Source organism: Streptomyces sp. NPDC056161 (assembly GCF_042268025.1).
GTDB lineage: Bacteria > Actinomycetota > Actinomycetes > Streptomycetales > Streptomycetaceae > Streptomyces.
Map to the genome: position 1 here is coordinate 18,012 of NZ_JBHJUV010000044.1, position 13,360 is coordinate 31,371.

12 protein-coding genes and 1 tRNA gene are annotated in these 13,360 nt (G+C 70.5%); 7 read left to right on the plus strand and 6 right to left on the minus strand.

All coding sequences use genetic code 11. The features are described 5' to 3' along the window. Nucleotides 1–94: 94 nt before the first annotated feature. Nucleotides 95–886: a dioxygenase gene (locus ACFC09_RS32785; RefSeq protein ID WP_376534240.1), complete on the minus strand. Its 792-nt coding sequence runs from the start codon at nucleotides 884–886 to the stop codon at nucleotides 95–97. Between the two features lie 140 nt (nucleotides 887–1,026). On the opposite strand from ACFC09_RS32785, the gene ACFC09_RS32790 reads away from it, so the two are divergent. Beyond that, the gene (locus tag ACFC09_RS32790; RefSeq protein ID WP_376534242.1) at nucleotides 1,027–1,536 is read left to right on the plus strand and encodes a MarR family winged helix-turn-helix transcriptional regulator; all 510 of its coding nucleotides are present in this window, start codon (nucleotides 1,027–1,029) and stop codon (nucleotides 1,534–1,536) included. A gap of 22 nt (nucleotides 1,537–1,558) precedes the next feature. On the opposite strand, the gene ACFC09_RS32795 is transcribed toward ACFC09_RS32790, so the two are convergent. From ACFC09_RS32795 to ACFC09_RS32805, 3 genes are all read right to left on the minus strand, one after another. After that, a complete protein-coding gene (locus ACFC09_RS32795; protein ID WP_376534244.1) occupies nucleotides 1,559–3,085 on the minus strand; it encodes an MFS transporter in 1,527 nt (508 codons plus the stop codon). A gap of 38 nt (nucleotides 3,086–3,123) precedes the next feature. Then, the gene (locus ACFC09_RS32800; protein WP_376534245.1) at nucleotides 3,124–3,324 is read right to left on the minus strand and encodes a hypothetical protein; all 201 of its coding nucleotides are present in this window, start codon (nucleotides 3,322–3,324) and stop codon (nucleotides 3,124–3,126) included. A gap of 187 nt (nucleotides 3,325–3,511) precedes the next feature. Further along, nucleotides 3,512–4,156: a TetR/AcrR family transcriptional regulator gene (locus ACFC09_RS32805; RefSeq protein ID WP_376534247.1), complete on the minus strand. Its 645-nt coding sequence runs from the start codon at nucleotides 4,154–4,156 to the stop codon at nucleotides 3,512–3,514. A 448-nt stretch (nucleotides 4,157–4,604) separates the two neighbouring features. Here ACFC09_RS32805 and ACFC09_RS32810 point away from each other — a divergent pair, with 448 nt between their 5' ends. The 3 genes from ACFC09_RS32810 (at nucleotide 4,605) to ACFC09_RS32820 (ending at nucleotide 7,978) form a co-directional block, all read left to right on the plus strand. Then, nucleotides 4,605–5,894, plus strand: a complete 1,290-nt coding sequence (locus ACFC09_RS32810; RefSeq protein ID WP_376534337.1) for a M6 family metalloprotease domain-containing protein — start codon at nucleotides 4,605–4,607, stop codon at nucleotides 5,892–5,894. Between the two features lie 241 nt (nucleotides 5,895–6,135). Beyond that, a complete protein-coding gene (locus ACFC09_RS32815) occupies nucleotides 6,136–7,842 on the plus strand; it encodes an IclR family transcriptional regulator C-terminal domain-containing protein (protein ID WP_376534249.1) in 1,707 nt (568 codons plus the stop codon). 63 nt (nucleotides 7,843–7,905) lie between these two features. Further along, a tRNA-Arg gene (locus ACFC09_RS32820) sits at nucleotides 7,906–7,978 on the plus strand. 47 nt (nucleotides 7,979–8,025) lie between these two features. Here ACFC09_RS32820 and xerC read toward each other — a convergent pair. Both xerC and ACFC09_RS32830 read right to left on the minus strand, forming a co-directional pair. Then, nucleotides 8,026–9,699 (minus strand): tyrosine recombinase XerC, encoded by a 1,674-nt coding sequence (gene xerC / locus ACFC09_RS32825; RefSeq protein ID WP_376534251.1) that lies wholly within the window; start codon nucleotides 9,697–9,699, stop codon nucleotides 8,026–8,028. Further along, complete coding sequence (locus ACFC09_RS32830) at nucleotides 9,696–10,388, minus strand: helix-turn-helix domain-containing protein (RefSeq protein WP_376534253.1); 693 nt, start codon at nucleotides 10,386–10,388, stop codon at nucleotides 9,696–9,698. Before ACFC09_RS32830 ends, xerC begins: the two co-directional genes overlap by 4 nt. Before the next feature lie 96 nt (nucleotides 10,389–10,484). Between ACFC09_RS32830 and ACFC09_RS32835 the strand changes: the two genes are divergently transcribed. The 3 genes from ACFC09_RS32835 (at nucleotide 10,485) to ACFC09_RS32845 (ending at nucleotide 13,301) form a co-directional block, all read left to right on the plus strand. Next, the gene (locus ACFC09_RS32835; RefSeq protein WP_376534255.1) at nucleotides 10,485–10,733 is read left to right on the plus strand and encodes a hypothetical protein; all 249 of its coding nucleotides are present in this window, start codon (nucleotides 10,485–10,487) and stop codon (nucleotides 10,731–10,733) included. A gap of 233 nt (nucleotides 10,734–10,966) precedes the next feature. Beyond that, entirely contained in the window at nucleotides 10,967–12,274 is a 1,308-nt protein-coding gene (locus tag ACFC09_RS32840) for a DUF3631 domain-containing protein (protein WP_376534257.1), read from the plus strand. A 196-nt stretch (nucleotides 12,275–12,470) separates the two neighbouring features. Beyond that, a complete protein-coding gene (locus tag ACFC09_RS32845) occupies nucleotides 12,471–13,301 on the plus strand; it encodes a DUF2637 domain-containing protein (protein ID WP_376534259.1) in 831 nt (276 codons plus the stop codon). Nucleotides 13,302–13,360: the final 59 nt, after the last annotated feature.

Genomic DNA, 13,360 nt, shown 5'->3' on the forward strand with positions numbered 1-13,360 from the left:
CACGCCCGCCTCGCCCCGCGCCCACGGCGCCCCACCGCATCCATCCCACGGCACCCCACGGCACCCCATGCCACCCCGCGGCACCCCGCGGCGGTCAGCCGAACTGCACCGACCGCTTCGCCATCCCCATCCAGAACCCGTCGATCACCGGCTTCGGAGCGGTCGGCCCGCCGTCGCCCGCCGCCGCGCCCATGGTGACGAACAGCGGGGCGAAGTGCTCGGTGCGCGGATGGGCGTACCGGCCGGCCGGGGCCTTGTCGAGGAAGTCGAGCAGGGCGTCCCAGTCGCGGGTTTCCAGGGCGCGGCGGCCCCAGTCGTCGAACTCGGCGGACCAGGCCGGCACGCCGCCTCCCGCGTGGCGCAGCGCGGCCAGGTTGTGGGTGAAGAAGCCTGATCCGACGATCAGCACGCCCTCGTCGCGCAGCGGCGCCAGCTTGCGTCCGATCTCCATCAGGCGCCCCGGGTCGAGGGTCGGCATGGAGATCTGAAGGACGGGGATGTCGGCCGCGGGGAACATCTCCACCAGGGGCACGTACGCCCCGTGGTCGAGGCCGCGGTCCGGGATGTCCTGGACCGGGGCGCCGGGGGCGCGCAGCAGCTTGCGCACCGACTCGGCCAGTTCCGGGGCGCCGGGGGCCGCGTAGGTGACCTGGTAGTAGCGCTCAGGGAAGCCCCAGAAGTCGTAGACGAGGGGGACGGTCCGGACGGCTCCGAGGGCGAGCGGCGCCTCCTCCCAGTGGGCGGAGACCATGAGGACGGCCTTCGGCCGGGGCAGGTCGGCGGACCAGGCGGCCAGTTGGCCGGGCCAGACCGGGTCGTCGGCGAGCGGTGGGGCGCCGTGGCTCAGGTAGAGGGCGGGCATGCGCTCCGGTGCGGCGGCGGACATGGCGGCGGCTCCCTCCGACGGCCCGGCGGTCCCGGGCGGCCGATCCCGTGGTCGGACATCTACTTTAAAGCTCAAGCTTTCTTGGACACCGTACGCGGAACTTGTTCAACTTTCAAGGAGATCTCTCGTACAGTGGACCCATGGACACGGCATCCGGCTCCGCCTCGCAGTACCGCTGGCTCACCGACGAGGAGCAGCGCGTCTGGCGCTCGTACCTGCACGCCACGACGTTGCTGGAGGACCACCTCGACCGCCAGTTGCAGCGCGATGCGGGCATGCCGCACATCTACTACGGCCTGCTCGTCCAGCTCGCCGAGGCCCCGGGCCACCGGCTGCGGATGACCGAGCTGGCCATGAAGGTGAAGATCACCCGCTCCCGGCTCTCGCACGCCGTCGCACGCCTGGAGAAGACCGGCTGGGTACGCCGCGAGGACTGCCCCTCCGACAAACGCGGCCAGTTCGCGGTGCTGACCGAGAAAGGCCACGAGGTGCTGCGGCACACCGCGCCGGGCCATGTGGCCGCCGTGCGCCAGGCGCTGTTCGAGCGGCTGACCCCGGAACAGCAGAAGGCCCTCGGCGAGATCATGGAGATCGTCGCCGAGGGCCTTCAGCCGAACGAGGCGGGCGCCGACCTGCCCTGGCTGCGCTGAGCCGAGCGGGCGCCCCGGTACCTCAGTGGGCGACCACCGGCACCGCCAGCTCGTCGTCGGCGCCCGCGCCGGAGGCCACCGCGCCGCCGCCCGGCCGGCCGGCGTTGACGAGGGTCAGGGCGATGGCCGCCGCGACCACGAGGATGCCGACCGCGAACCAGATGGCGCTGCTGTAGCCGTGCACCATGGCCTGGAGCTGGACCAGCTGCCGCTGCTGCCCGGTGGCCGCGGTCGCGATGTGGTCCTTGATGTACGAGGTCGTCGCGGAGGCGGCGATCGTGTTCAGCAGGGCCGTACCGATCGCGCCGCCCACCTGCTGCGAGGTGTTGACCATCGCGGAGGCGACACCGGCGTCCCGCGGCTGGACCCCCTGCGTGGCCAGCGCCATGGCGGGCATGAACGCCGTGCCCATGCCGAGGCCGAGCAGCATCATCGCGGGCAGCACCAGCGAGGCGTAGGCCGAGCCGATCTCCAGCTGGGCCAGCAGCAGCATGCCCACCGCGGCGAGCAGGAAGCCGGGGCCCATCAGCAGCCGGGGCGCGACCCGGGTCATCAGGCGGGCGCCGATCTGCGTCGAGCCGGTGATCATGCACGCGACCATCGGCAGGAAGGCGAAGCCGGTCTGGATCGGCGAGTAGCCCTTGACGACCTGGAGGTAGTACGTCAGGAAGAGGAAGGTGCCGAACATCGCGATGATCGCGAGACCCAGCGAGAGGTAGACGCCGCCGCGGTTGCGGTCGGTGACCACGCGCAGGGGCAGCAGCGGGGCCTTGACCCTGGTCTCGGTGACCACGAAGGCCAGCAGCAGCACCACCGACGCGACGAACAGCCCGATGGTCATCGGGTCGCCCCAGCCGTCGGACTCGGCGCGGGTGAAGCCGTAGACCAGTGAGACCAGGCCCAGGGTGGACAGGATGACGCCGGGGATGTCGAGCGGGGAGCGGTTGCGGCTGCCCTCCGGCTCACGGATGACGAAGTAGGCGCCGGCCGCCGCGACGATCGCGAACGGGACGTTGACGAAGAAGGTCCAGCGCCAGTCGAGGTACTCGGTGAGCACACCGCCGAGGATCAGGCCGACGGCACCGCCGCCACCGGCGATCGCGCCGTAGATGCCGAACGCCTTGGCGCGCTCCCGGGCGTCCGTGAACATCACGGCGAGCAGGGACAGCGCGGCGGGGGCGAGCAGGGCGCCGAAGACACCCTGGAGGGCGCGGGCGCCGAACATCATCGAGCCGGTGGTCGCCGCGCCGCCGAGCGCGGAGGCGGCGGCGAAACCGGCCAGACCCAGGACGAAGGCGCGCTTGCGGCCCCACAGGTCGGCTATCCGGCCGCCGAACAGGAGCAGTCCGCCGAAGGCGAGCGCGTAGGCCGTGACGACCCACTGCCGGTTGGCGTCGGAGATGCCCAGGTCGGTCTGGGCGGAGGGCAGGGCGATGTTCACGATGGTGGCGTCGAGGACGACCATCAGCTGGGCGAGCGCGATGAAGACGAGCGCTTTCCAGCGGTTGGCGTCGGGGACGCCGAGAGCCTTGGAGGCTGTTTCAGACATGGAGGTACCCATTTCGGGACTTCGGGACTTCATGACCTTCAGCGGGGAAGGCCGGGACGTCGTGACGGAGGAAGTGATCGGGAAGCGGTGCCGAGGCGGTCGAAGGCGATGTGGTCGAAAGCGAAGCGATCGAAAGCGAAGCGATCGAAGGTGGAGCGATCGAAGGTGGAGCGATCGAAGAAGAGGCGATCGAAGGTGACGTGGTCTAAGAGGAGGCGATCGAAGGCGATGTGTTCCAAGAAGAGGTCATCGATGGTGAAGTGATCGAAGAAGGGGTGATTGAAGGAGCGCCCGCCGAAGAATAGATGAACAGATGTTCGATCCGATCCGTAGGCAGAGGCGAAGCGATCGACGGTGAGCGGCGCGTCGCCAGTGACGGCCGAAGGGCGTGTACGTGAAGACCGGGCTACGGCCCGGAACTGAGCGTCAGACCTGGCGCAGGTCCTCCAGAGTCGCCGCCGTACCCGGCAGGACGGAGCGGGCCGGAGCCCGCAGCCCGTCCAGGAACAGCTGAAGGTGACGGTGGACGAAGCGATCCACACTGAGGCAGCCGACCCCGGCCGGCGGCCGGGACAGCTGGGCCACGGCGACCGTCACATCACCGACGCCGACGTCCGGCCGGAGCTGACCGGCCACCCTGGCACGGTCCATGACCTCGGTGATGAGGCGCTCGGTACGCTCCCGCGCGGCCTCCAGATCGGGATGGTCCTGGTCGAAGGTGCTGGAGATCATCGGACACAGCGCGCTGATCCGCTCGTCAGCGGCAGCGTGCACGAACCGCTCCAACGCCGCAAAGGCGTCCCCCGTCTCCGCGAGCGCCTCCTCGGCCGCCCGCGCCGTACGGTCCATCACGGAGCAGACGACCTCGCGCACGAGGGCGTCGCGGTCGGGGAAGTTGCGGTACACCGTGGCGTTGCCGACGCCGGCCCGGCGGGCGATGTCGTCGAGCGGCACGTCCGGCCCGTGCTCGACGAACATCTCCCGGGCGGCGCCGACGATCCGCTCCCGGTTGCGCAGGGCGTCGGCGCGGGGCCTGGATGCCTTGCGCTGCACGGCGGTCGCGGTCTGCACGGCGTACTCCTCGGATGGTCTTGAGCCGGTCGGAACGACCGGTCCTGCCGGACGGGCCGGAGCGATCGAACCGGCCGGACGGGTCGGAGCGATCGAACCAGCTGGGCCGGCGACCGGTCAGGGCCGACCGACCACGCATGGATCGGATGGAACAGGCAGATCAGACAGATCAGGTGGATCAGATAGATCGTGCGGATCGTGCGGATCAGGTGGATCGAGCGTCGAGCGCAGGAAGATCCCCCCTTCGCTCCGACACAGGTTTAAACGGGGAGACGATCCCCAGTTATTTCCCGCCCCCGCGACGAAATCCTGTGACCTGACTCACATCTCTACGGCTGAGAAACCCACGATCGGTCTCCTCCAGCGCGCGCCAGGCGCTTGGTCGGCACAGGGTGATCGCAAGGGTGCAGTCGGTGACCGGCGGCTGCCGTGGAGCGAAAGGCCCATGATGCAGCCGCAGCCGATCGCCCGTCGGATACGCCCGCGGCGTGTAGCCGCTCTCGCGTCCGTGACCGTCCTGACGTTGGCGGTCAGCACCTCCGCCGGAACCGGTCGCCTCTCCTCCGGCGCCACCGCCACGGGCGCCGGCTCGGCCGCCGCCCTGGCCCGCAAGACCGCTCTCGCCCCCTGCCTGATCAACGGCGCCCACGAAGTCCAGATGACGGAAGGCGTCCCCACCTCCGGCGGCTACTCCCGCTCCACCGGCACCGTCCGCGCACTGACCCTGATGGTCGACTTCCCCGACGCGCCCGGCGAGGGCGACGCCCTGGACCGCTTCCGCGAGTTCTTCCCGCAGACCCAGGACTGGTTCCGCACGGCGTCCTACGGCCGTCTCGACTACCGCCCCGAGACCCCCATACCGACCTGGCTGCGGATGCCGAAGCCGTTCACGGACTACGGCATAGAGCGCGGCGCCCCCTTCGACCCCGGCTACCGCCAACTGGTCCAGGACATCGTGGCCGCCGCCGACCCCGCCGTGGACTTCAAGTCGTACGACCTGCTGAACGTGCTCGTCAGCCCCGGCGCCGGCCCCTCCGCGCTGGACACGGTGCTCTCCGTGACCTTCGCCGGCAACGGTGAGGCGCCCGTCGCCGACGGTGTCCCCGTCGCCAACGCCTCCTTCGTCTACTCCCGCCAGGACGACGGCTCCGGCTCCTACCCGCACACCGGCTTCCGCGTGCTCCCCCACGAGAACGGCCATGTCTTCGGCCTGCCCGACCTCTACACCCAGGACGGCGGCGGCGCGGTCGGCCACTGGGACATCATGAGCGAGGACTGGGGCGCCAACAACGACCTGCTCGGCTGGCACAAGTGGAAGCTGGGCTGGCTCGACGCCGACCAGGTGAGCTGCGCGGCCGCCAAGGGCCCCAAGGAGTACACGCTGACCCCGCTGTTCCGGACCGGCGGCCAGAAACTCATCTTCGTCCCGCTCACCGCGCACACCGGCTACGCCCTCGAACTGCGCAGCCACGGCGGCAACGACGAGGACGTATGCCACCCCGGCGTCCTGATCTACAAGGTCGACGCGAACGTCGACACCGGACGCGGGCCCATCTCGGTGTACGACGCCCACCCCGACAGCGGCGGCTGCACCCACAGCCCCAACGTCCACGCCGAACTCTCCGACGCCCCCTTCGCCCCGGGAGAGACCTTCAAGGACCCGCACCACGCCCTCACCATCGAGGTGATGGCCGCGGGGCACGACGGGGACGTCAAGGTGCGGGTGGAACGGAAGTAGCCCGACTCGGGCAGCCACGGCGGGGCACACCTCCTGCGCCGGCCGGCCGCCGTTCGATCTCCACCGGCCGCTGACAGGTCGTCGTCAGCCGCTGACAGGCCCTCATCGGCCGCGGACCGCACCCGAGCGCATGCCTCCGTCCGTGGGGGCTCGGCTCGGCAGCGGGTTACCGTAGGCGAACCCTGCCACGGTCGACATACCCGGGCAGGTGTGCGTGCCGCACCGCCGTACCGGAGAACCGATGCCCGCCCAGACCGTGCCGAACGCCCCCGAGGCTGCCCAGGCGCAGCCCCTCGGGAGCACCGCCGTACCCCCGCCCGAGGCGGTCGCCCCGCTCATCCGCGGGATCACGGTGCTGCACCGGCTCACCGAGGCGGACGGCACCCTGAGCCTGAGCGCCCTCGAACGCTCCACGGGCCTGGCCCGCTCCACCGTGGACCGCATCACGGCGACCCTCGCCCACATGGGACACCTCCGCCTCGACGGCCGGGACGCGACCCTCACCCCGCACGTCATGGAACTGGGCAACGCCTACCTGGCCGCCCTGCGCCTGCCGACCCTGCTGGACGCCCGTGCGGACGCGCTGGCCGACGAACTCGACGAATCCGTCTCGCTGGCCGTCGCCGACCACGACGGCATCCGCTTCATCCATCAGGCCACCCGCCGCCGCGCACTGTCCCTGAGTTTCCGCATCGGCGACCTGCTCCCCGCCGAACGCACCGCGCCGGGCTCGCTGTTCGCGGCCGGCTGGACCCCCGAGGAGTGGACCGCCTGGCGCGCCCGCCGAGCGGCGGACCCCAAGGACCGGGCCTTCCCGGCGGTACCGCCCCGCGGGGAGGAGGGAGCGGACGGGGAGCACGGGGAGCACGAGGAGAACGAGGAGAACGAGGAGTTCGTACGCCGGGCCGCGCGGGCCGCCACCGACGGCTGGGCACTGGACGACCAGCTGATCGAACCGGGCCTGGTCGCGGTGTCCGTACCCGTACGGGACCCGCGCACGGGACGTGTCCTGTGCGCGGCGAGCGTGGTCAGCCACACCAGCCGCCGCACCGCGGCCGACCTGCGCGCCGCGCTGCTCCCCCGCCTGCGTACGGCGGTGGCGGAGATGGAGTCGGTCCTGCGCGACGCCCCGCCGGCCGACCCCGGCCCGTCCCCCTCCGGTCTGGCCACCTGGACGACCGCGTCCAAGCATGAACTCGGCCGCGAGTTCATCGAATCGCTGGCCCGGGGCCTCACGGTGCTGACGGCCTTCGGCGAGGGCCGCGCCGCGCTCACCCTGACAGAGATCGCGAAGGCGACGGGCCTGTCCCGGGCGACCGTCCGCCGTGCGCTGATCACCTACGCGCACCTGGGCCTGGTGACGACGCCCACGGCACCGCCCCACACCTTCGCCCTCACCCCCCGGGTCCTCTCCCTGGGCTTCCCGCCCCTGTCCCGCACGACCCTCCCGCGCCTGGCGGCCCCCCATCTCCAGGCCCTGGCACAGCGCCTGAACGAGCCGGCGGCCCTGGCCGTCCTCCTGACCCCGCCCGACGCCGAACCGGAGATCCAGTACACGGCCGGAGCCACGGCACCCCGGGTCCTCACGGTCGACATCACCGTGGGCACCCGCCTGCCGGCCCACGTCACCGCCCTGGGCCGAGTACTCCTGGCCGACACTCCCACCGCGCCACCCGGACCGGACCTGCGCCCCGCCCTCGCCGAGATCCGCGCCCAGGGCTATGCCCTGGCCGACGAGGAACTCGAATCCGGCCTCCGTGCGATCGCGGTCCCCATCCGCGACCGCACGGGCCGGACGGTCGCAGCACTGAACGTCGCCACCCACGCGGCCCGCCGCACCCTGGAGGACTGCATCACCCAGATCCTCCCGGAACTGACCCACACGGCCACCCGCATCCAATCCGACCTGCACACAGCGTCCCGTTTCACCCCCGTCCCCCTGACCTGACACCCACACCCCCACCAACCGAATCCGGTACGCTGACGCCTGTGGCCAACACGACCACGCTCCGCCTTCGTAGCTCAGGGGATAGAGCACCGCTCTCCTAAAGCGGGTGTCGCAGGTTCGAATCCTGCCGGGGGCACAACGCGTTACCGCTCTGACCTGGGGTTTATCCCCCAGGGAGGGCTCCTACTCGGCCTCGGACGTCTCGTCCGGGGCCGTTTGCGTGAGCGGTGCGTGAGCGGACGGAGAGTTGATCTCCGATATTCCTCCCAACAGATCAGCATCATCCGGCACGGACTCCGGGCCGGGATGCTCCGCGTCGTCGGGCTCGGCCTCCGCTTCGGGAGCGGTGTTCTCGGAGGTGGCGCGGGCGCGCGGAACGAGCCTGGCTGCGGCCTCGGCGATCGCCAGATCCGCTTCGGGAAGCAGGCTCGTGTACGTGTCGGCCGTGATGGTGATCGAGGAGTGGCCGAGCATCTCCTGGATGTCCTTCAGGTCGGCCCCGGCCGCGTGGGCGAGAGTCGCGGCACCGTGGCGGAGGTCGTGGAGCCGGACCGGCGGGAGGGCGATCTCCTCATACAGCTCGATGAATCGCCGTGTGACGTTGGCGGGGTGGAGCAGCTCACCGTTCTCCTGGGTGAAGACGCGTCCGGTCTCCACCCAGGCGCTCCTCCACTCCTTGCGGTCCTTCTCCTGCTGGGCACGGTGCCGCTTGAGCGCCAGGACCGTGTCGGAGTCCAGCGCGATGGTGCGTGCGCCGGCGTCGGTCTTGGGGTCGTCCTCGTACACCTCCCAGCCGTCCACGACGAGTTGCTTGGCGACGGTGATGAGACCGGCGTCCAGGTTGGTGTCGGTCCACTTCTGCCCACACGCCTCGCCCCGGCGCAGCCCGCGGAACGCGATCAGGTGGAACAGCGCGTAGAGGCGGTCCTGCGCGACGTGGTCGAGGAAGAGGCCGGTGTGTTCCGGCGTCCAGACCATCACGGGCGAGGGCTTCTCGCCGGTGCGCTTCCAGTGGAGGATGCGCTCCTCCGTCCACACGAACGCCTTGGGCCGCTTGCCCGCCTCCAGTTCGACGTGGGCCGCCGGGTTGAAGGTGATGAGCTGCTGCGCGATCGCGGCGTTCAACGCGGCACGCAGGGTGGATCGGACGCGCTGGCGGGTAGCCGGACCGACGATGCGTCGGTAGGGCTCCATCTCGGCGATGGCGGCCTTCATAGCCTTGCGGCGGGCACGGTGCTCGCGCCCCTTCCAGGGAATTCGGGCGAGATCCTCGAATGCCTTCCGGCGGGCGGCGTTTCCCTCGTCGATGTCGACGTTGGCCTCGGCGACGGCCTCGAACATCTCCGAGAGGTGGGTGACCCGGAGACGGTCGAGCCGCAGGTGCCCGATCCGCGGTTTGAGGTGCACCCTGATGTTGCTCTCATCGCGGCTGATGGCGCTCTGCCGCCCCTTCTTGCCGGCCAGCCACGTGTCCAGCCACTCACCGACCGTGAGCCGGCTTGTCAGGTCCAGGCCGTGGCTGAGGCGCCTGCGCGTCGCCTCGATGTCCGGCAGCGGGGCCTTCTCCTCGGCCACCTTCTCCAGCAGCTCGGCGATCTGGGCCAGGCCCTCCGGGTCGTCGCTGTCGGCGAGGCCGAGGAGTGCCCGGACGTGGTCGAGGTCCGTCTGGGCGGCCTTCAGGGATTCGTAGCCGGCGCGGCTGAAGGAGCGGCGGGTGCCGTCTTCGCGGGGTGGGAGTTCCTGGCGTATGGAGTAGGAGCCGTGCTTGCGGCTGGAGAGCTTGGGGCAGTTCTTGCCGAGGGGTTTGCCGGTGTGGGGGTCACGGCAGTAGCAGCGGCGGTGGGTGGAACCCTTCAAGGTTGTTCCTCCGGTGGGGTATTGGGGCTTGGGCTGGGGTCGGGTTCGGGTGGGTCGACGTCGCTGAGTGCGGGTGGCAGGCCGGGTGGGGTGCCGCCCTCTTCGCGGATCTCGCGGCGGAGGTGGCGGAGGTTGTACTTGGCGGAGATGGCCTGGTCGGCGTACTGGGTCCGCTGGCGTTCGGCTTCTTCCTGCTGGGCGCGGCTGGTGGCCGTCTTGGCCGCAAACCGTGCCTGTCTCTCCTCTTCGAGTGCGGCGAGTGCGGTGCGTACGAGGCTGGCGTGATATTCGAAGTCGCCTACGAGGCCGGAGTCATATTCGAGTACGTCCTCTTCGCCGGTGAAGCGCCGCAGGGCGTCCCAGGTGGGGACGAGGTGCTGGAAGGGGAGTTCCTGGGTCTGCTGGACGTAGCCGACCGGGAAGATCAGGTAGACCGGGTAGGTCTCCAGGGCGGCGGCCAGGATCATGACGTCCACGAGGGGGAGGCTGGCCCGGCGTCCGGACTCCATGTTGGCGATGACGTTGCGCGGGATGGGGTGCCCGAGCCGCTCGCACTCGTCCGCCAGGTCCTGTGCACTCCATCCCTTCTCCTTCCTCCTGCGCCGGACTTCGCCGGCCACGTTGGCTTTGATCCGGTCCACCCACTCCGGGAAGTCGTCCTCTTCATCATCGAAACGGCGTTGTGTCATACAGACACAGTAGCTTGGTCATCCTGGTTGTCAGGCGCCTGGAGCCGGACGTGATGGGCACGTTCGCCGAGGGCTGTACTGAAAGAGGCGCACCGTATGCGCGAGGACGCGACGGCTGGACGACCGCAGGGCTCGAAGGGCCTGAAGGGGATGAGCCGGGAGGAGCTGCTCGCCCTTCCGGTGGCTGTTGACCTGGACACGAGCAACCGGGCTCTGGGGCTCGGGCGAAGCAAGGGCTATGAGCTGGCGAAGCGGGGCTCCTACCCGTGCAAGGTGCTGCGGCTCGGCAACGCCTACCGGGTCGTGACCGCGGACCTGCTGGAGCTGCTCGGGCTGGCGGCGTGAAAGCACGGCAGCTTAGCAGGCAGTTCTGTGTCGAGACGACACAGAACTGCTGGACTGTTGGCGGGGGTGGACGTACTGTCCGTGTTCCCTCGCGATGGCCTGATGCCCGCGAGAAGGGGACAGGCCCCCGGCGGCGCAACGCCGGAGGCCCCAGCAACCCCGAACGGCCCTGGAAGAACCAACCCGGCGGCAAGGGCGCGCAAGCCCGCCACCGCCAGACGAGGAGCTGCCCCGTGGAACATGCCGGACCCAAGCCCTATTCCGAACCCGACAAGCCTTCGTGGCCACCAGTCGCGATCCCCGGCCAGCCCCGCGACCACACCGAGAACGCCGGTGCGCTCTCTGCCGGGCACGAGCAGGACACCGATACGGCGGTACCTGCTCAGGACAAGGAGATCGACCGGGAGCAGGCCCCCGGGGCGGCGCTGCTGGATGACCTGCGGGCGCAGATAGCGAAGTTCGTGATCCTGCCCTCGGTGGAGGCTCTGGACGCGGTCACCTTGTGGGTGGCGGCGACCCATCTGCAGCCGGCGTGGCAGCACGCCCCGCGGCTGGCGGTGGTGGGACCGGCGAAGCGGTGCGGCAAGTCACGCCTGCTGGACGTGGTGACCGAGACGGTGCACAACCACCTGATCACGGTCAACGCCAGCCCCGCGGCGATCTTCCGCTCGATCACCGACCAGGATCCGCCCACGCTCCTGGTCGACGAGGCGGACACCCTCTTCGGAACCGCCAAGGCGGCGGAGAAGAACGAGGACCTGCGCGGCCTGCTCAACGCCGGGCATCAGCGCAACCGGCCCACGCTTCGGGTGTCCGGCCCCGAGCACAAACCGCAGGCGTTCCCCACGTTCGCCATGGCCGCGCTCGCCGGGATCGGCGATCTCCCCGACACCATCATGGACCGGTCCGTGGTCATCCGGATGCGTCGCCGGGCACCGGGCGAGCGGGTGGCAGCCTTCCGTACCAGCCGGGACACACCCGCCCTGCACGCCGTCCGTGCCCGCCTCACCGCCTGGCTCGCGCCGCTGCACGCCCAGGCGATGGAAATGGAGCCGGTCATGCCGGTCGAGGACCGCGCGGCGGACACCTGGGAACCGCTGGTCATCGTCGCCGATCTCGCTGGCGGCGAGTGGCCGGTGCAAGCGCGTATGGCCTGCCGCGCCATGACCGCCTACGAGGCCGGACAGGACGAGGAGGGAGGTCTGCGGACCCGCATCCTCGCCGACATTCGCCGTGCCTTCGCCGCAGAAGGCGGCCCCAGTGTGATGCGCACCAGCCGCCTCCTCGACCACCTCCACGGGGACAAGGAAGCGCCGTGGGCCGAGCACGGGTCAGGGGGCCTGACCCCACGTGGCCTGCAACTGCTCCTGAAGGACTACGGCATCAGCTCGGCCAACCGCCGCTTCCCCGACGGCACCCAGGCCAAGGGCTTCGCCCGCAACCAGTTCCTCGACGCCTGGGCCCGCTACTGCCCCGAACCCGCCGCAACCGGAGCCCCCGCCGAAGCCGAGACCAAGTCGCCGCCCGGCACGGCTGCCTGACCCGACACCACTCGTCGCACTCGTCCCCGCGCAGGTCAGCGCGGGGACGAGTCGGCGCCCGGCGACGAGTCGTCTCGGCATCACCACTTCACTCGTACCTGCACTGACCAGGCACGCAACGAGTGGTACGAGTCACCGCACCTCACGGCGACCACCTCACCCCCGTGGCCGCCTCGAACACCCGGAGAGCCCCCGCTTGACTTCCCCCACCGCTTCGACTGCGCTGCCGGGCACCACAGCGATCCGCACCGGCATCGCCATGCTCGCCGCGTTCGCCTTCGCCCTCTCCTACGACGCCCTGCGGCAGATGGCCGTGGCCATCCACATCCGTGGGCTGCTCACCTACGCCTTCCCACTCGTGATCGACGGGTTCATCGCCATCGGCGTCGGCGCTCTGCTCATGCTGCGCACCGCACCGTTGCGCTCCCGCGTCTACGTGTGGGCCCTCGTCGGGGTGGCCACCGTCACCAGCATCTGGGCCAACGCCCTGCACGCGGTCCTTCTCAACGAGGAGACGCGCCAAGTCGGCGGTTTGCGCCTCAGCGACTTCACCGTAGGCGTTCTGTCCGCCATCGCCCCGCTCGCCCTGGCCGGAGCGGTCCACCTCTACCTCGTCATCCGACGCCACCCCCTCCCGCCCGTGCCACAGGCAGACGCCACAGCGAGCCACGACCACGACACCAAGCTGGAGGAGCTACCCCCGCCCCTGCACGACGCTTCTGACGTCACCGCCAACGTGGCTTCCACGCCTGCCGATGTGGCGAAAGCCTCGCGAGCCTCCGCCGACCCACAAGCCGGCGAGGCCGATGACATCGCCGACGAGCTTCTCTCCATCGCGCGCACCGCACCGCTGGGGCGCGGTGGCCGCGCCTCACGCCGCCACATCGAAAACGCCATCCGCGCCGAGAACCTCACCATCGGCAGGAAGGAGGCAGACAAGATCAAGGGCCTCCTGCAAGCCGAACTGGATGCGGCTGCCACCCAGCAACCGACCGAATGGGACGAGCCTCCCACCAGCGCGCGCTGAGCCCGGCCGCCTCAGCTTCCCCATCCCCGCCTCCACTCGTATCCCCCGTCCCCGCGTCG

Coding starts and splice junctions, on each gene's coding strand:
- ACFC09_RS32815 (WP_376534249.1), top strand. CDS start 6,136: ATGCCCGCCCAGACCGTGCCGAACGCCCCCGAGGCTGCCCAGGCGCAG.
- ACFC09_RS32835 (WP_376534255.1), top strand. CDS start 10,485: ATGCGCGAGGACGCGACGGCTGGACGACCGCAGGGCTCGAAGGGCCTG.
- ACFC09_RS32795 (WP_376534244.1), bottom strand. CDS start 3,085: ATGTCTGAAACAGCCTCCAAGGCTCTCGGCGTCCCCGACGCCAACCGC.
- ACFC09_RS32810 (WP_376534337.1), top strand. CDS start 4,605: ATGCAGCCGCAGCCGATCGCCCGTCGGATACGCCCGCGGCGTGTAGCC.
- ACFC09_RS32785 (WP_376534240.1), bottom strand. CDS start 886: ATGTCCGCCGCCGCACCGGAGCGCATGCCCGCCCTCTACCTGAGCCAC.
- ACFC09_RS32790 (WP_376534242.1), top strand. CDS start 1,027: ATGGACACGGCATCCGGCTCCGCCTCGCAGTACCGCTGGCTCACCGAC.
- ACFC09_RS32830 (WP_376534253.1), bottom strand. CDS start 10,388: ATGACACAACGCCGTTTCGATGATGAAGAGGACGACTTCCCGGAGTGG.